The 15,667-nt window shown below is 61.5% G+C and carries 17 protein-coding genes and 1 pseudogene; 13 read left to right on the forward strand and 5 right to left on the reverse strand.

The window, feature by feature from the left end:
• Positions 1-28: 28 nt before the first annotated feature.
• Positions 29-763, forward strand: a complete 735-nt coding sequence (locus ACYU7Q_RS13410) for a hypothetical protein (RefSeq protein ID WP_460609947.1) — start codon at positions 29-31, stop codon at positions 761-763.
• Positions 764-872: 109 nt separating this feature from the next.
• On the opposite strand, the gene ACYU7Q_RS13415 is transcribed toward ACYU7Q_RS13410, so the two are convergent.
• Positions 873-2,441: a S1C family serine protease gene (locus tag ACYU7Q_RS13415; RefSeq protein WP_460609948.1), complete on the reverse strand. Its 1,569-nt coding sequence runs from the start codon at positions 2,439-2,441 to the stop codon at positions 873-875.
• A gap of 227 nt (positions 2,442-2,668) precedes the next feature.
• The gene (sucD, locus tag ACYU7Q_RS13420; protein WP_460609949.1) at positions 2,669-3,550 is read right to left on the reverse strand and encodes a succinate--CoA ligase subunit alpha; all 882 of its coding nucleotides are present in this window, start codon (positions 3,548-3,550) and stop codon (positions 2,669-2,671) included.
• Positions 3,551-3,805: 255 nt separating this feature from the next.
• On the opposite strand from sucD, the pseudogene ACYU7Q_RS13425 reads away from it, so the two are divergent.
• Both ACYU7Q_RS13425 and ACYU7Q_RS13430 read left to right on the forward strand, forming a co-directional pair.
• Positions 3,806-4,780, forward strand: a pseudogene (locus tag ACYU7Q_RS13425) (PLP-dependent cysteine synthase family protein); the annotation flags it as partial.
• 86 nt (positions 4,781-4,866) lie between these two features.
• Positions 4,867-5,265, forward strand: coding sequence for a response regulator (locus ACYU7Q_RS13430; RefSeq protein ID WP_460609950.1), 399 nt, complete (start codon positions 4,867-4,869; stop codon positions 5,263-5,265).
• 122 nt (positions 5,266-5,387) lie between these two features.
• On the opposite strand, the gene ACYU7Q_RS13435 is transcribed toward ACYU7Q_RS13430, so the two are convergent.
• Together ACYU7Q_RS13435 and ade are read right to left on the reverse strand one after the other, a co-directional pair.
• A complete protein-coding gene (locus ACYU7Q_RS13435) occupies positions 5,388-5,897 on the reverse strand; it encodes a hypothetical protein (protein ID WP_460609951.1) in 510 nt (169 codons plus the stop codon).
• A gap of 83 nt (positions 5,898-5,980) precedes the next feature.
• A complete protein-coding gene (ade, locus tag ACYU7Q_RS13440) occupies positions 5,981-7,639 on the reverse strand; it encodes an adenine deaminase (protein WP_460609952.1) in 1,659 nt (552 codons plus the stop codon).
• A gap of 87 nt (positions 7,640-7,726) precedes the next feature.
• On the opposite strand from ade, the gene ACYU7Q_RS13445 reads away from it, so the two are divergent.
• The 5 genes from ACYU7Q_RS13445 to ACYU7Q_RS13465 all read left to right on the forward strand — a co-directional run bounded on the left by ACYU7Q_RS13445 (position 7,727) and on the right by ACYU7Q_RS13465 (position 10,856).
• The gene (locus ACYU7Q_RS13445) at positions 7,727-7,876 is read left to right on the forward strand and encodes a hypothetical protein (RefSeq protein ID WP_198074644.1); all 150 of its coding nucleotides are present in this window, start codon (positions 7,727-7,729) and stop codon (positions 7,874-7,876) included.
• Between the two features lie 34 nt (positions 7,877-7,910).
• On the forward strand, positions 7,911-8,720 hold the full coding sequence (locus ACYU7Q_RS13450; protein ID WP_460609953.1) for a hypothetical protein: 810 nt from the start codon (positions 7,911-7,913) through the stop codon (positions 8,718-8,720).
• 33 nt (positions 8,721-8,753) lie between these two features.
• Positions 8,754-9,158, forward strand: a complete 405-nt coding sequence (locus tag ACYU7Q_RS13455; protein ID WP_460609954.1) for a hypothetical protein — start codon at positions 8,754-8,756, stop codon at positions 9,156-9,158.
• Positions 9,159-9,188: 30 nt separating this feature from the next.
• Entirely contained in the window at positions 9,189-9,881 is a 693-nt protein-coding gene (gene cmk / locus ACYU7Q_RS13460) for a (d)CMP kinase (RefSeq protein WP_460609955.1), read from the forward strand.
• 93 nt (positions 9,882-9,974) lie between these two features.
• Positions 9,975-10,856, forward strand: coding sequence for a 4-hydroxy-3-methylbut-2-enyl diphosphate reductase (locus tag ACYU7Q_RS13465; RefSeq protein ID WP_460609956.1), 882 nt, complete (start codon positions 9,975-9,977; stop codon positions 10,854-10,856).
• On the opposite strand, the gene ACYU7Q_RS13470 is transcribed toward ACYU7Q_RS13465, so the two are convergent.
• Positions 10,857-11,393, reverse strand: coding sequence for a macro domain-containing protein (locus tag ACYU7Q_RS13470; protein ID WP_460609957.1), 537 nt, complete (start codon positions 11,391-11,393; stop codon positions 10,857-10,859).
• Between the two features lie 218 nt (positions 11,394-11,611).
• Between ACYU7Q_RS13470 and ACYU7Q_RS13475 the strand changes: the two genes are divergently transcribed.
• The 5 genes from ACYU7Q_RS13475 (at position 11,612) to ACYU7Q_RS13495 (ending at position 15,630) form a co-directional block, all read left to right on the forward strand.
• The gene (locus ACYU7Q_RS13475) at positions 11,612-11,923 is read left to right on the forward strand and encodes a 2TM domain-containing protein (protein ID WP_460609958.1); all 312 of its coding nucleotides are present in this window, start codon (positions 11,612-11,614) and stop codon (positions 11,921-11,923) included.
• A gap of 195 nt (positions 11,924-12,118) precedes the next feature.
• The gene (locus ACYU7Q_RS13480; RefSeq protein ID WP_460609959.1) at positions 12,119-12,592 is read left to right on the forward strand and encodes an ATP-dependent zinc protease family protein; all 474 of its coding nucleotides are present in this window, start codon (positions 12,119-12,121) and stop codon (positions 12,590-12,592) included.
• Between the two features lie 70 nt (positions 12,593-12,662).
• Positions 12,663-13,616, forward strand: coding sequence for a 30S ribosomal protein S6--L-glutamate ligase (rimK, locus tag ACYU7Q_RS13485; RefSeq protein ID WP_460609960.1), 954 nt, complete (start codon positions 12,663-12,665; stop codon positions 13,614-13,616).
• A gap of 156 nt (positions 13,617-13,772) precedes the next feature.
• Positions 13,773-14,735, forward strand: coding sequence for a succinylglutamate desuccinylase/aspartoacylase family protein (locus tag ACYU7Q_RS13490; protein WP_460609961.1), 963 nt, complete (start codon positions 13,773-13,775; stop codon positions 14,733-14,735).
• Between the two features lie 199 nt (positions 14,736-14,934).
• The gene (locus ACYU7Q_RS13495; RefSeq protein WP_460609962.1) at positions 14,935-15,630 is read left to right on the forward strand and encodes an OmpH/Skp family outer membrane protein; all 696 of its coding nucleotides are present in this window, start codon (positions 14,935-14,937) and stop codon (positions 15,628-15,630) included.
• Positions 15,631-15,667 lie beyond the last annotated feature (37 nt).

Genomic DNA, 15,667 nt, shown 5'->3' on the forward strand with positions numbered 1-15,667 from the left:
CCATTCTTTGCCCCGCCTCGCCCGCTGTATGAAGCATTTGCTGCGTCTGACTTTTTTATCGGTTTCCTCGGGCCTCACGGGCTGCGCCTCGCTGTATTTTCCACCGCCGCCGCACGCGCCCATGCTCACGCACCAAGGCGAGTTCTACGGCACCGTGAGCACCAACCAGCACACCAATTATGCTCTACAGGGTGCCTACGGCCTTACCAACCACTTGGCCGTGGCGGGTACCTTCTCCTCGCTGCACCGCAAAAAGTCCGACAAAACCGAGAACATTGACTTCGGCGAAGCCAGCCTCGGCTACTTTACCCGCCTGCCCGACAAGCGCGTGCTGGAAGTGTACGTGGGCGGCGGCGGCGGCGCCACCCAGCGCATCGAGCGCAACGAAGCCCAAATCACTACCCGCACCCTCGACGGTAGCCTGTCCAAGGTTTTTGCCCAGGTGAACTACGCCAAGAAGAAGCGAAACAGCCTGCACCTCTTCAACCACGACTTCCCGCTCACCTACGGCGCGGCCATGCGCCTGAGCTACATGCAGCTCAACAACTTCAAAATCGACGGCCTGGCCGCCCCCGGCGAAAGCAACGTCTTTTTCGAGCCCATCACCTTCACTCGCACCCAATTATTCGGCCCTGTGCAACTGCAATTAATCAGCGGCCAGATTTTCGGCCTGCGGCACAATGACTACCTGAAAGCCGCCAACTCAGTGTTCCAGGTAGGTATCGTTATCAATTTCGATAAAAATACCACGCTGGACGACTAGGGCAAGGTTGCAACCGCAATACAAAAAAGCCTCCGCCGAAGCGGAGGCTTTTTTGTATTGCCAAAAGCTCCCGCGCGGCCGGTAAGTACCTGTTGCGCGCGTTTGGAGTTTAGTCAATGACTTTCAGTTGCAGTGCATCAGCCACCTGCTCGGCCGGAATGGCAAAGCCGATGCCTTCGATGCCAGTGCCTACCAACTTGGCGTTCACAATGCCGAGCAGTTGGCCCGAGCGTGCCACCAGAGCCCCGCCGCTGTTGCCGCCGTTGATGCTAACATCGGTTTGCAGGAATGAGTGGCCTTCAATCTTGCGCCGGCCGCTGATGATGCCTTTCGTTACGGTTTGGTTGAGCTCCTTGTCGGCCGGCGTGCCGATGGCGAAGACGTCGCTGCCCACTTCGGCCACGCTGGCGGAAGGCAGCTGAAAAGCGGTCAAGCCTTCGGCATCCATTTTCACCAGAGCCAGGTCCATGTCGGCGTTCACGCGCACTACTTTGCCCTTGGCCGACACACCTTCGGCCGTCAGCACTTTCACTTCGCCGTCGTCGCCCACCACGTGGGCGTTGGTGATGATGTAGCCGTCGGACGACACCACGCAGCCGCTGCCGTGCCCGTCGCTGGTTTCGATGACGACCACGTTGCGGGCAGCTTGGCCCACGCCATTATCGCCCGTGATTTTGGGCGCCGCGGCGCGGTGCAGCGTAATAGCGGGCAGCTTTTCATCGCCGGCCCCGGCCTTGCCGTTGCTCGTCTTCGACAAAACCGCCACGACGTCTTTGCTTCCCAGAAACGCCAGCAGCGCGTTCTCAAACGCATCCTCGAAAGCGGCGCTACCGCCTTTTTCGCCCTTAATGCTCGCCCCCGTTGTTTTCTGCTCCACCACGGTCTGCCGTGCTTGGTTCACCAGTTTCCAGGTTACCTCTACCCGGCAGGAAGTCGAAAAGTGAGCAAAGGCCTCGTATTTGTTGGTGGCCATGATGTCGTATTTCATCTCGCGCATTTCCCCTTGCAGGGTATAGCGCGAGTTGGAGCCGGTGGCGAACACGCTGCGCCCCCCGCTGCCCGGCGTTTCGTAGCCCAGGTCCTTGAGGGTGCCGTTCACGTTGCTGCGCAGGTGGTCGGCGTCCACGTCGAGGGTTTTGCCGAAGTAAAGCACGTCGGTTGCTTCCTTTACGATGTAGAAGTTGCCCATCTTATCGCCGCCTTTGATGCGCACGTTGATGGGCCCCGACTGAATACTGGGGCCGCCGGCCACTGCCTTGGGCAGCGGGTGCATTTCGGCGTGTATTTCGTTTTTGCTGAACTTCCGTCCGGCCCCGGTGCCCGAATCAACGGCCATGTTAACCAGAAGCGGAATAACCAAAACGATACCCAAGTAGTTGAGGTACGCCACGGGGTTGGGGCGGTCAGCCGTTAGCACCTCGGTGTAATCCTTGTAGCCCTCGTGTTTTACCGTGAGCTCGGAGGTGCCTTTGCGCTTGAGTAGCACCTTCACGGTGCCGGGCTTGGACGCTACGGGTTTGGCTTTTAACGTCTTGCCGTTGACCGAATACAGGCTACCGGTGGGCTGGCCCGACACGTACATGGCCTGCCGCGAGCCCGAAATGATGGTGGCACAGCTTTGCAGCAGCATCGAGCCGATGACTAAGCCCGACATAACCGGAGTAAAAAGTTTTCTCATTCTGAATGGGCTAAAAGGATAGAGGTGGAAAGTGACAGCAATCCGCGCGCAACGCACTGATTCGCTATAAATCAAGATTCAAATAAACGCAACGGTCGGCTAGCAATTGCTATGGTGGCGCTGCAACGGCAGCGCATCGCCAAAAAGAACCCAAACAGGCAAATAAAAAAGCTCCGGCCGCAACGGCCGGAGCTTTTTAAACAGTCAAGCGAGGAAAGAAACGAGGCCTATTTGCCTGCCAGCACGCGCAGCATGGTATCGCCAATCTCGGCGGGCGAATCCACCACGTGGATGCCGCACTCGCGCATGATGGCCATTTTCGCGGCGGCCGTGTCGTCGGCACCGCCCACGATGGCACCGGCGTGGCCCATGCGGCGGCCGGGAGGGGCCGTCTGGCCGGCGATGAAGCCCACCACGGGCTTCTTGTTGCCGGTTTCTTTAATCCAACGAGCAGCTTCGGCTTCCATGCCGCCGCCGATTTCGCCAATCATCACGATGCCTTCGGTTTCGGGGTCGTTCATCAGCAATTCTACCGCCTCTTTGGTGGTGGTGCCGATGATGGGGTCGCCGCCGATGCCGATGGCCGTGGTCTGGCCCAGGCCGGCTTTGGTGAGCTGGTCAACGGCCTCGTAGGTCAGCGTGCCGGACTTGGATACGATGCCAATTTTGCCTTTCGAGAAGATGAAGCCGGGCATGATGCCCACTTTGCACTCGCCGGCGGTCATCACGCCGGGGCAGTTCGGCCCAATCATCGTGATGCCCTTGCGGTCCTTCAGGTAGTGCTTCACGGCAATCATGTCCTTGGTCGGAATGCCCTCGGTGATGGTGATAATCACCTTGATGCCTGCGTCAGCGGCTTCCATAATGGCGTCGGCGGCGAAAGCCGGGGGCACGAAAATGATGCTGGTGTCGGCGCCGGCCTTCTCCACGGCCTCGGCCACGGTGTTGAACACGGGACGGCCCAGGTGCTCGGAGCCGCCTTTGCCGGGCGTCACGCCGCCCACCACGTTGGTGCCGTAGTCCATCATCTGCTGGGCGTGGAACGAGCCCTCGGAGCCGGTGAAGCCCTGTACGATAACCTTGGAATCTTTATTGACCAGAACGCTCATTCGGAGGTGTTTTTGGGATATTGATGGAGTGGGGGAGGGAAGCCCGGACGGGCAACGGTGGTGCAAAAGTAGGGGATTTTGGGGCTAGGGCAAGGCAGAAGTTATGCAATCGGTTGAACGTCATGCGCAGGGCACTCAGAACGTCATGTTGAGTACGACACCCTTTTCCGCAGCACAGGCGCGACAGTCCCGCCCCGCCGCCGAAATCCTTACCTTTGTACCCTCACATCCCATTACCCCACCCATCATTTTTCGATGTATTTCAACCACGTCATTGAGGCCGTTGGCCACACGCCCCTCGTCAAGCTCAACAAAGTAACCGACGGGATAAAAGGCACCGTGCTGGCCAAAGTCGAGTACTTCAACCCCGGCAATTCGGTGAAAGACCGCATGGCCATCCGCATGATTGAAGATGCTGAAAAGGCCGGCATCCTCAAGCCCGGCGGCACCATCATTGAGGGCACCAGCGGCAACACCGGCATGGGCCTGGCGCTGGCCGCCATTGCCAAAGGCTACAAAACCATCTTCGTGATGAGCGACAAGCAGAGCAAGGAAAAGCAGGACATTCTGCGCGCCGTGGGGGCCGAAGTGGTGGTGTGTCCCGTCGACGTAGCGCCGGAAGACCCGCGCAGCTACTACTCGGTGGCCCGCCGTCTGAACCAGGAAACGCCCAATTCCTTCTACCCCAACCAGTACGACAACCTCTCGAACGCCGCCGCGCACTACGATACCACGGGTCCCGAAATCTGGGAGCAAACCGAGGGCAAAATCACGCACTGGGCGGCCGGCGTGGGCACGGGGGGCACCATCTGCGGCGTGAGCAAGTACCTGAAGGAGCAGAACCCGGACATCTTCACGCTGGGCCTCGACACCTACGGCTCGGTGTTCAAAAAATACAAGGAAACGGGCATCTTCGACGAGAACGAAATTTACCCCTACAAAACCGAGGGCATCGGCGAAGATATTCTGCCCAAAAATGTGGACTTCGATGTCATCGATTTGTTCATTAAAGTAACCGACCAGGACGCCGCCGTGATGACGCGCCGCCTGGCCAAGGAGGAAGGCCTGTTTGTGGGCTGGAGTTGCGGCTCGGCCGTTTTCGGAGCCCTGGAGTACGCCCGCGAGCACCTGAAAGAAGGCGATACGATGGTCATCATCCTGCCCGACCACGGCACGCGCTACCTCGGCAAAATCTATAACGATGACTGGATGCGCGCCCAGGGCTGGCTATAAATATGCCGGCCCATTGCGGGGGCACGTCCGGGTTGGTATCTTCGTAAAAGCTTGTTTATTAGCACTACAATATGTCTACTAATTTGAATCACATTGTACTCGTTGACGATAACGAAACCACGAGCTTTCTCAACAACCGGCTGCTGGGCCGGCTGGCGGTAGCCGACCGCGTCAGCACGTTTTCGCGGGCCGACGAGGCTTTCGAACAGCTCTGGGGCGATAACACCGCCGGGAGCAGCGTGCCCGCGCCCGACCTCGTGTTCGTAGACCTGAAAATGCCGGGCGTGTCCGGCTTCGAATTCCTGGAGCTTTACAATGCCTTGCCCAAACCCGTGCAGGACCAAACGGTGATGGCCGTACTCACCACGTCGATGCACGGGGCCGATACCGCCCGCGTGGCGCAGTACCCCAACGTGGAGTACCTCACCAAGCCCCTCACCGAGGAAAAGATGCGCAAGCTGCTGGAAAAGCGGTTTCAGTAACTAGCCCCGTCTGTCATTGCGGCGCAGCGAAGCAATCCGTCCGGTTCTCAGCGACCAGCGTCCTGGTGTAACAGACCCGGCAATAAAAAGTCCCGGCACTGTGCAGTGCCGGGACTTTTTATTTACAGCCCATCCAGCGCCCGAAAAATCCCGGTTTTCTTCTTTTTGAGGAAAACATACCGCACCGAAACCGCCGTCGGAAATCGATTCCAGTCGGCCGAGCCGTATTCAATAGTGGGCTTGAAATCGAAGGAAACAACAAAAGGAATGAAGGCGATTTTGTATTCGACGCCCACCAGACCGTCGAATCCCCAGAAGTTGCCGGTGTCGCGGTTGTTGCCGTAGTGGCCGCCCGCGCCGAAATAATAGTTCAGGCTGGGGCCGAGGATGCCGAAGTGGCGCTCGGCCAGTACCGTGGCGCTGCGCTCACGGGGCGCAAACATGCCCAGGCCTTCAATGGTGGTTTTGGGTAGAATGAGCTGCTGAATCGTAACACCGTAGTTGGTGCCGTCGCTGCGGATGCCGGCGACCGTGCGGTACTTCTGAGCAACGGCGGGCTGGACCAACAGCATCAGCAGCGGCAGAACCCAGCCGAAGAAACGTGAGGAAAACAAAGAAGGCAGCGGTTTCATAACGAACAGCGTAGGGTGCGGGGGCGTACCTAGGAGGCATGCCCCCGCACCCTACGCAGAAACGACGCCAGAAATTGCCTTAGTTACGCTACCGCATCCACAAACGCGAATTGCTGGCCATCGAAAAGGCCTTTGTCGCTCAGCTTGAGGCTGGGAATGACAAGCAGCGCCATGAACGAAAGCGTCATAAAAGGCGCGCCTAGTGGCGAACCCATCTGCTTAGAAAGCGCATCGACGGCGGCGTAGGCGCTGGCCACGGCCGTGCCCGCCTGGTCCGACATGAGGCCGGCTACGGGCAGCGGCACCAGGATTTCCTGACCATCGGCCCCCACGGCGGCCAGGCCGCCTTTGGCCGCGATAACCAGGTTCACGGCGCGGGCCAGGCTTTCGTCGTCGCAGCCCACGGCGGTGATGTTGTGCGAGTCGTGGCCCACGCTGCTGGCGAGCGCGCCGTACTTCAGCCCGAAGCCCTGGATGAAGGCCACGGCTGGCGCTATGTGCGGCTGGTAGCGGTTGATAACGGCCAGTTTAAGTACATCCGCGGCCACATCGGGCACTACCAGACCGTTTTCAACCGTGGCCGGCACATCCACGCGGGCGGTGATGAGTTGGCCGTCGAAGCATTCGATGACGCGAAGCGTGGGCCGCTCGGTGGCGGGTGCGGGCAACTGGAAATCGGCGGCCGTGACTGGCTGGGCGTGGAAATTGTTGACCACCGCAATGGGCGCGGCCGGCAGCAGCGACTGGCCGTTTTCGGCTACTAGTTCGCCGTTGAGGTAGGTTTGCAGCACCTCAAAATCACGCAGGTCCTTCACCACGATGAAGTCGGCAGGGTCTCCTTCGCCCAGCAGGCCCACGGGCAGGTGGTAGTGCTTCACGGGATTGACGCAGGCTACGCGCAGCACGTTGAATACGTCGTTGCCGAGGGCCACGGCGCGCTGCACCAACTGGTTGATGTGGCCCAGCACGAGCGTATCCGGGTGCTTGTCGTCGGAGCAGAACATGAGGTGGTGGTAGTGCTCGGGCATCAGCTCGATGAGGGCGTCGAAGTTGCGAGCTGCCGAACCTTCCCGAATGAGGATTTTCATGCCTACGGCCAGCTTGTCGCGGGCCTCGGCGGCGGTGAAGCACTCGTGGTCGGTGCTGATGCCGGCGCTGGCGTAGTGGGCCGCGTCGGCGGCGCGCAGGCCGGGGGCGTGGCCGTCCACGGGGCGGCCGGCGGCGTGGGCCAGGGCAATTTTGGCCATCACGTCGGCGTCGCGGTGCAGCACGCCGGGCCAGTTCATCATCTCGGCCAGGTAGCCGATTTTCGGGTTTTCAAACAGCCTGGCAATATCGGCGGCCGTGATTTCGGCGCCGGCCGTTTCAAACGGCGTGGCCGGCACGCAGCTGGGCGCGCCAAAGCAGAACTTGAACGGCGAATGCGCCGCATTTTCCAGCATGAACTCCACGCCGGCCACGCCCAGCACATTGCCGATTTCGTGCGGGTCGCTCACGGTGGCCACCGTGCCGTGCGTCACGGCCAGGCGGGCAAACTCGGTAGGTACCAGCAGCGAGCTTTCGACGTGCACGTGGGCATCAACAAAGCCGGGCAGCACGTAGGGCAGGGCAGGGTCGGCCTCGGCGTCGGCAATGGGCGCGATGGCGGCGATACGGCCCCCTTCAATCTGAATAACGGCGGGCTGAATGGAACGGGCAAAGATGTCAACGACGTTGGCCGTGAGCGAGAAATCAACAGTCATGGGAAGGGGCTAGGGCGAAATGCAAACCGGGCCACTGCCGGTTTTGCATCGGCAAAGAACCTTATATTTGACAAAAAACCGCTTCTGGTGAAAAAGAACCTTGCCCTTTTGCTGCTCGTGCTGCCGCTGTTGCTGGCCGAGGGCGGCTGTGCCCGCCGCACCGCCCAACAGAAAAAAACCTCCTGGTACCGGCACCACAGCGGCGGCAAATCGGTGCCGTGCCCCTGCGGGCACTAGGCAACCATTGGCGACTTGGTTGGCTCTCGTTGGCATGAAACCCTTTTCATTCTGCATTGCTGCCCTATTGCTGCTGACGGGCGCTACTGCCCAGGCGCAGGTGCCCCGGCGCTACCCGGCCGCCCCCAGCACGCCCTCCACCAGCCAGCCGCACGACTACCCCCTCACGCCCGCACCGCGCTACGCCACCGGCGGCCACCCCGGCACCTACCGCCTGCCCGACGGCAGCTGGCACCCGGCCGAAATATTTGGTCCCGACATGCCCGACCGCGTGCGCCTGCGCCCCGAAAACCTGCCCGAATACGCCTTGTTCCTGCCCAACGAAGTGCCAGCCTACGTAGTGCGGGGCGATACGTTCGTAACGGTGCCGGCCTTTGTGCGGCGCAAGGGCCACCAGCTTGTGCCCGCCGGCTACGCCCAGCGCCTGTACCGCGACGCGGGCTATGAGGTGCTGGTCTACCAAGCCCCCACGCCCGAAACCCTGCGGGCGCTCAACGCGCCAGCGGTGCCCAATGGGCCAGTGGTGTCGTCGGCGGGCGCATTGTCGGCCACCAATGAAGCTCCAGCTGATGCCTTCAGCAATTCTTTTTTCGGGGCGCTGCTGGATTTATTTGTTTTCCCTCGCGCCACCCAGACCATGCTGCTGCGCCACGCGGGCCAAACGCAGGAGCTGCCCGTCAAAACGCGCCGCTACAGCCAACTCATGCTGACCCTGCTGGCCGACGACCCGGCTGTTTGCGCCCAACTGCGCGCCGGCCAACTGGCCACGCGCCGGGAGGCCCCCCAGTTGCTGACAACCTACGCAGCGCACCGCCGCGAAGCCCTGTTGCAGGCCCGCAAATAACCCCGGACAGCCGTTTCTGGTTTACTTTGCCTTATGTCTGAACCCACGCCATCCCCCCTCGATTCGATTAATGCTGCCGCCGAGCAGGTGCGGCAGCAACTGAAACTAAAGGCCTTTGACGCTGAAAGCGTGGCCCATCTGGATAATTTTATCCAGGCGCAGCGCGGCAATCTGGGAGCGGCCGAGCGGCCGGGCGTGGTGATGGCGCTGGGCTGCTTCCTGGGGCAGTGCCTGGTGGAGGTGTACCGGGGCGAATGGGGCACCGGCAAGGACGGCACGACCGGCGTGGGGCTGGGCGGCCGATTTTTTTTTAATCCCTTTTATTTGGTCGATGCGCAACTGAATGAGGGAGAAAGCGCCTCGGTCGCGGCATTTTTTGCCTCTATTCCACAGCGCTTGAAGACCCCGCCCGCCGCTCGTAAGGCTTGGATTTCGTAATCTTGCGGGGCCAATGGCCGCCGCGTCGTTATGAAACAACTCGTTATCGCCATTGACGGCTACTCTTCCTGCGGTAAAAGCACCACCGCCAAAGCCGTTGCGAACCTGCTGCACTACGCCTACGTCGACACCGGGGCCATGTACCGCGGCGTCACGCTGTACCTGCTGGAGCAGGGCATCGACTTCGGCGACCTGGCCCGCATCGAGCAGGCCCTGCGCGACATCAGCATCAGCTTCCGTCGCCATCGCCGCACGGGCCGCAACGAGCTGTTTCTGAACGGTGTGAACCGGGAAGACGACATTCGCCAGATGCGGATTTCCAACTCCGTGAGCGAGGTGTCGGTCATCCCGATGGTGCGGCACGCCATGGTGGCCCAGCAGCAGCAAATGGGCCGCAAGCGCGGCGTGGTGATGGACGGCCGCGACATCGGTACCACCGTTTTTCCCGACGCGGAAGTGAAAATCTTTATGACCGCCGAAGTGGAGTTGCGCGCCCGCCGCCGCCAGGACGAGCTGGCTGAAAAAGGCGAACACGTGCCGTTGGAAGACATCATCGAGAACCTGCGCAAGCGCGATTACCTCGACTCGACCCGCGCCGAAAGTCCCCTGCGCCGCGCCGCCGATGCCGTGCTGCTCGACACCACGCACATCACCATCACCGAGCAGGTGGATTTTGTGCTGGATAGGGTGTCGTCGGCGCTGTTCGCGGCGGGTTGGGATTAGGCGATAACCTCGACCAACACCTTACACCGCCTGTCCGCCGTACCTTTGTCCCCGGCGAACTCCTCGCCGCCGCAGTGATGTTAAAGGCACAGCATGAAGGTCACGATTGATAAAAATTCCGGCTATTGCTTCGGCGTTGAATTCGCCATCCAAATGGCTGAGGACGAGCTGGCGAACGAAAAAACACTCTATTGCCTCGGCGATATCGTGCACAACAGCATGGAAGTGGAGCGCCTGCACAAACAGGGCCTGCGCATCATCGACCGCGAGCAGCTCAGCCAGCTGCACGACTGTAAAGTCCTCATTCGGGCTCACGGCGAGCCGCCGGAAACGTACCAATTGGCCCTGCAAAACAACCTGGAGCTGATTGACGCCAGCTGCCCGGTGGTGCTCAAGCTGCAAAACCGGGTGAAGCATGCCTTCGACCTGAGCCAGCGCCAGGACGGCCAGATTGTGATTTACGGCCAGCCGGGCCACGCCGAAGTGGCCGGCCTCACGGGCCAGACCGGCAACCGCGCCGTCATCGTGATGAACGAGGCCGACCTCGACCAGATTGACTTCGCGCGTCCCGTCACGCTGTTCAGCCAGACCACCAAAAGCACGGCCGGCTTCTACAAAATGAAGGCGCTGATGGAAGCCCGCATTCAGGCCGCCGGGGGCTCGCTCGACAGCTTCGATGCCAACGACAGCATCTGTCGGCAGGTGAGCAACCGCGAACCGGCCCTGGCCAAATTCGCTGCCGAATACGACGTGGTGCTCTTCGTGAGCGGCCGCAAAAGCTCCAATGGCAAGGCCCTGTTCTCGGTGGTGAATGCCGTGAACCCGCGCAGCTATTTCATCGAAAACGAAACCGAAATCGATGAAGAATGGCTGGTGGGCGCGCAGTCCGTGGGTATCTGCGGGGCCACCAGCACGCCGCTGTGGCTGATGAAGCAAGTGGCCGAGCGGGTAGAAGGCGTGGGCGAGCCGGCGTAACTACCCCGCCAGCGCCTGCTCATACAGCTGCCGGTTTTCCTCATCAAACACCACGAAAACCACCGTCTGTGGCCACTCGTGCGCCGCCAGCCACTGCCGTACTTCGCGCACAGCCACGGTAGCAGCCTCCGGCTTGGGGTAGCCGTAGATGCCGGTGCTGATGCCGGGGAAGGCCACGCTGGCGAACTGATTTTCTTCGGCCAGGCGCAGGCTGTTGCGGTAGCAGTTGGCCAGTAATTCGGGTTCGCCCTTGTGCCCGCCGTTCCAGACCGGGCCCACGGTGTGAATGACGTGCCCCGCCGGTAGCCGCCCGCCGGTGGTGACGACGGCCTCGCCGGTTTTGCAGCCGCCCTGCCGGGCCCGGATGGTGCGGCACGCTTCCAGAATGGCCGGCCCGCCGGCGCGGTGAATGGCTCCATCGACCCCGCCGCCACCGAGCAGGCTGGAATTGGCTGCGTTCACGATGGCCGAAACCGGCTGGCGGGTGATGTCGCCCTGCACGAGTTGGATGCGGGCGGAAAGGGGAGAGGCGGACATGTGGAAATGGGTGTAATGGAAAGCGAAAGGATGCGATAAATGCGGTACGCGTCAGCAGCGGCTTGTGATGCGGTTTTGGTAAGGCGGTCCACAGCTCAGCCCCCGCTTTCGACGCTTGGGAAGCCTTTCCCAACCGTTCGGCAACCTGTGCTTGCGCGCGGGTTCGCCCATCGACTACCTTTAAATCATCAATTCAAACCAACCTCATCCCCAAGCTCATGGAACCCCTGAACCGCGACCCCTACCTGTGGCAAAAGGCCAAAGCCCGCGCCAAATTCCAAGCGCACTTGCTGTCGTACCTTTCGGTGAACGGGATGCTGTGGGTTATCTGGGCTCTCACCTCGCCGCACCATTCGCACCACTCCGAGATTCCCTGGCCGCTGTGGGTCACTGCCTTCTGGGGCATCGGGCTGATTGCGCGCGGCGTAGCGGCCTACGGCGGCTTCAGCTATGAGCAGCGCGCCCAGCGTGAATACGAGCGCCTGACCGGCGAGCAGGGCCGCCCCGACCCGCTGGACAAGTACCGCTAGGCTACGTAATTACAGGCAGTATGTCATGCTCATTTGGCGTCCGTGGGGTCGAAGCATCTCTATCGCGAGAGTAATCTAATGGATTAGGTTTACTATTGCAGTAGAGATGCTTCGACTCCGCGGACGCCAAATGAGCATGACGTTCTTTGGGCTTGCGCGACGCCGACTCGACCACCCTGCCTGCCCCTTCACTGCATGAACCGACCTGTTAAGCGCACCCTCGGCCGCCGCGAGCTGGTTGATTTTCCGGCCTTCGCCCTGGGCGGCGTCGAGGCCAAGGTGGACACCGGCGCCTACACCAGCGCCATTCACTGCTCCAATATTCACATTGAAAACCCCACCGGCCGGCCGCCCGTGCTGGTGGTGAACCTGCTCGACCCCGGCCACGAGGGGGCCGACGGCCGGCCGCTGGCCTTCACGCAGTTTGCCCTGCGCGACATCCGCTCCAGCAACGGCGAGGTGCAGGAGCGCTACGTCATCCGGGCGGTGGTGCAGCTCTACGGCGAAGATTTTGAAGCCGATTTTTCGCTTTCTGACCGCTCCGACATGAAGTATCCCGTACTACTGGGGCGCAGCCTGTTGCGGCAAGGGCGGTTTGTGGTGGATGTGGCCAAGCGCAACCTTTCCTACAAATCATTGGCCCGTGCCGCCCGGCGCGCCCGTCCCTGATTAATTTTGGGGCGCGGCACCCACCGCCCCTTTTGTTGCCCCGCTTCTCCACTCCCCTCAATCCTCCACGATGAAACTGGCCATTCTCTCGCGTGAGCCCAAATCCTACTCCACCCAACGGCTGGTGGAGGCTGCCGCCGCGCAGGGCCACGAAGCCGTGGTCATCGACCATCTGCAGTGCAACATTGTGCTGGAAAAAGGGAAGCCCGGCATCCTCTACCACGGCCAGCCGCTGGAAGGGTTCGATGCCATTATTCCCCGCATCGGGGCCTCGGTCACGTTCTACGGCACGGCCGTGGTGCGGCAGTTTGAGATGATGAAAGTGCGCACCGCCGTGGATAGCCAGGCCATTGTGCGCTCGCGCGACAAGCTCCGCTCGATGCAAATCCTGAGCCGCGCCGGCGTGGGCATGCCCAAAACGGCCTTCACCAACTACTCTGAAGACGTGCCCGCCATGATAAACCAGGTGGGCGGCGCCCCGGTCATCATCAAGCTCCTCGAAGGCACCCAGGGCCTGGGCGTGGTGCTGGCCGAGTCGGCCAAAGCCGCGCAGTCGGTCATTGAGGCATTTCACAACCTCAAGGCCCGCATTATCGTGCAGGAGTTTATCGCCGAAAGCAAGGGGGCCGACCTCCGCGCCTTCGTGGTGGATGGCGAAGTAGTGGGGGCCATGAAGCGCCAGGGCAAGGAGGGCGAGTTCCGCTCGAACCTGCACCGGGGCGGCTCGGGCACGCTCGTTAAGCTCACCCGCGCCGAAAAAGCCGCCGCTTTATTGGCCACCAAAGCCCTCGGCCTGGGCGTGGCCGGCGTGGATATGCTGCAAAGCAAGCGCGGCCCGCTGGTGCTCGAAGTCAACTCCTCGCCCGGCCTGGAAGGCATCGAAAAAGCCACCAAGCAGGACATCGCCGGCCGCATCATCGAATACACGGCCACTCTCGCGGCAAAGAAAAAAGAGAAACCCAAAGCCAAAAAAGGGTCTTCTCAAGCCGTAGACGCGCAATCGGACGTGCCCACAGGCAAGTAGGGGAGGCAGGGCGAAAAAGAGCGGTAAGGAACGTCATGCCGAGCGCAGCGAAGCATCTTTACCGCAGTCACTAACTTCATCGTTACAGGTTAGTGGTGGCGGTAAAAATGCTTCGCTGCGCTCGGCATGACGTGCCTTTATTCTGCTTTCCTGCTTATGCCTCCCATCGTTCCCAACGCCATCAACCTCAACGGCCTCACCATCTTGCCCGGCGAGCGGGTACTCACGCGGCTGGTCATTTCCAAGCTGCCTTCGGGCACGGTGATTGACGTACCGGTGCACGTGCTGCGCGCCGTGGAGCCCGGCCCCACGCTGCTGCTCATGGGCGGCATGCACGGCGACGAGGTGAACGGCATTGAAACCATCCGGCGGCTGGTGCGGCGCGAGCTGCTTACGCCGCTGCGGGGCACGGTCATCGCCATCCCCATTCTCAACATCTACGGGTTTCTGAATTTTAGCCGCGACGTGCCCGATGGCAAGGACGTGAACCGCTCGTTCCCCGGGTTTCCGCGCGGGTCGCTGGCCGGGCGCGTGGCCCACCGCTTCATGCGCGAAATCATGCCCCTGATTGACTACGGCATCGATTTCCACACGGGCGGGGCTGCGCGGTCCAATTACCCGCAGGTGCGTGCCCTGCTGGGCATCGACCCTGAAGTAGATGCTATGGCGGCGGCGTTCGGGGCGCCCTTCACGCTGCACGCGGGGCTGCGGGGGGGCTCGTTGCGCGAGGCCGCGCAGGAGCTGGGCAAGCGCATCATCGTGTACGAAACCGGCGAGAGCCTGCGGCTCGACGAGCCCGGCATTGAAGAAGCCGTGGCGGGCACGCTCCGGGTGTTGCACCACCTGGGCATGGGGGGTGAAGCGCCCGCGCCGGCCCGGCCGGGCATCATCTGCCGGCGGCACACGTGGCTGCGGGCACGGTTCGCGGGGCTGTTCCGGGCGCATGTCGAGAACGGGCAGTTTATCGAAAAGGGCCAGATTTATGGCTCCATCGCTGACCCCTATGGTGCGCAGTCGGTGCGGCTGGAGTCTCCCCTGAGCGGGTATGTAATCGGGCTGAACTACATGCCCGTGGTGAACCAGGGCGATGCCCTGCTGCACATTGCCGTGCCGACGTAGGGGGACGCATGTGCTTGGATGGGGTGAGAAAACGTCATGCCGAGCGCAGCGAAGCATCTTGCCCGCCACCACTAATTCATTCAATTGGTTTACTTACTGCGGGCAAGATGCTTCGCTGCGCTCGGCATGACGTTCTGCTTTGTTCTCTACCTTCTCCCGGTCTACCCTACTTTTGTCCTTTCCTTATCAGTCGTTTTCAATGAAAAACCCTCTTCAGCTTACCATTAACATCGTGCTGGCGCTGGCCGTGGCCGGCTTGTATTTCCTGCATTTCAACCACAAGCCCGTAGCGCCCGCCATTGCTACCGACAGCAGCACAGCCGTAATGGCCTCTCCCGAGCCCGCCGCCGACACGACGGCCGCTGCCGCTACCACCGAAGCGACCACCGAGCCCGCTGCGGCCGCCGCCCCCGTGCAGGACATGACCGGCGATTTCTCGGGCAAGCTGGCCTACGTGGAGTCGGGCAAAATGCTGGACGGCTACCAGGGCATGAAGGACGCCCGCCGCGCCTTCGAGAGCAAAGCCCGCGGCTGGGAAAAGCAGAACCAAACCATGCTGGCTGGCTTCAAAGCCAACGTAGAAGCCTACCAGAAGCAGGCCGCCACCCTCACGGCCGAGCAGCGCGCCGCCACCGAGCAGAAGCTCCAGGAGCAGCAGCAGCAGGTGGCCCAGCAGCAGCAGATGCTGCAGCAGCAGGCCCAGCAGGAAGAAGCCAAGCTCACTCAGACCGTGCTCGAAAGCGTGAACAAGAAGGTGGAAGCCTACGGCAAAGCCCACGGCTACAAGCTGATTCTCATTGCCGCGCCCAGCGGCACCATCGCCTACGGCGAGAAAAACCTCGACATCACCACGCCCGTGCTGGCTTATTTGAACGCGGGCTACCGGAAGAAATAGGTAGTCAGCCTTTGGGGCTGGCCTGAGCAAAAGGACC

Source organism: Hymenobacter terrigena, from assembly GCF_054776515.1.

Excerpts from the sequence above, each read along its gene's own strand:
- ACYU7Q_RS13410 (WP_460609947.1), top strand. The coding sequence starts at position 29 with ATGAAGCATTTGCTGCGTCTGACTTTTTTATCGGTTTCCTCGGGCCTC.
- ACYU7Q_RS13415 (WP_460609948.1), bottom strand. The coding sequence starts at position 2,441 with ATGAGAAAACTTTTTACTCCGGTTATGTCGGGCTTAGTCATCGGCTCG.
- sucD (WP_460609949.1), bottom strand. The coding sequence starts at position 3,550 with ATGAGCGTTCTGGTCAATAAAGATTCCAAGGTTATCGTACAGGGCTTC.
- ACYU7Q_RS13435 (WP_460609951.1), bottom strand. The coding sequence starts at position 5,897 with ATGAAACCGCTGCCTTCTTTGTTTTCCTCACGTTTCTTCGGCTGGGTT.
- ade (WP_460609952.1), bottom strand. The coding sequence starts at position 7,639 with ATGACTGTTGATTTCTCGCTCACGGCCAACGTCGTTGACATCTTTGCC.
- ACYU7Q_RS13450 (WP_460609953.1), top strand. The coding sequence starts at position 7,911 with ATGAAACCCTTTTCATTCTGCATTGCTGCCCTATTGCTGCTGACGGGC.
- ACYU7Q_RS13455 (WP_460609954.1), top strand. The coding sequence starts at position 8,754 with ATGTCTGAACCCACGCCATCCCCCCTCGATTCGATTAATGCTGCCGCC.
- cmk (WP_460609955.1), top strand. The coding sequence starts at position 9,189 with ATGAAACAACTCGTTATCGCCATTGACGGCTACTCTTCCTGCGGTAAA.
- ACYU7Q_RS13465 (WP_460609956.1), top strand. The coding sequence starts at position 9,975 with ATGAAGGTCACGATTGATAAAAATTCCGGCTATTGCTTCGGCGTTGAA.
- ACYU7Q_RS13470 (WP_460609957.1), bottom strand. The coding sequence starts at position 11,393 with ATGTCCGCCTCTCCCCTTTCCGCCCGCATCCAACTCGTGCAGGGCGAC.
- ACYU7Q_RS13475 (WP_460609958.1), top strand. The coding sequence starts at position 11,612 with ATGGAACCCCTGAACCGCGACCCCTACCTGTGGCAAAAGGCCAAAGCC.
- ACYU7Q_RS13480 (WP_460609959.1), top strand. The coding sequence starts at position 12,119 with ATGAACCGACCTGTTAAGCGCACCCTCGGCCGCCGCGAGCTGGTTGAT.
- rimK (WP_460609960.1), top strand. The coding sequence starts at position 12,663 with ATGAAACTGGCCATTCTCTCGCGTGAGCCCAAATCCTACTCCACCCAA.
- ACYU7Q_RS13490 (WP_460609961.1), top strand. The coding sequence starts at position 13,773 with ATGCCTCCCATCGTTCCCAACGCCATCAACCTCAACGGCCTCACCATC.
- ACYU7Q_RS13495 (WP_460609962.1), top strand. The coding sequence starts at position 14,935 with ATGAAAAACCCTCTTCAGCTTACCATTAACATCGTGCTGGCGCTGGCC.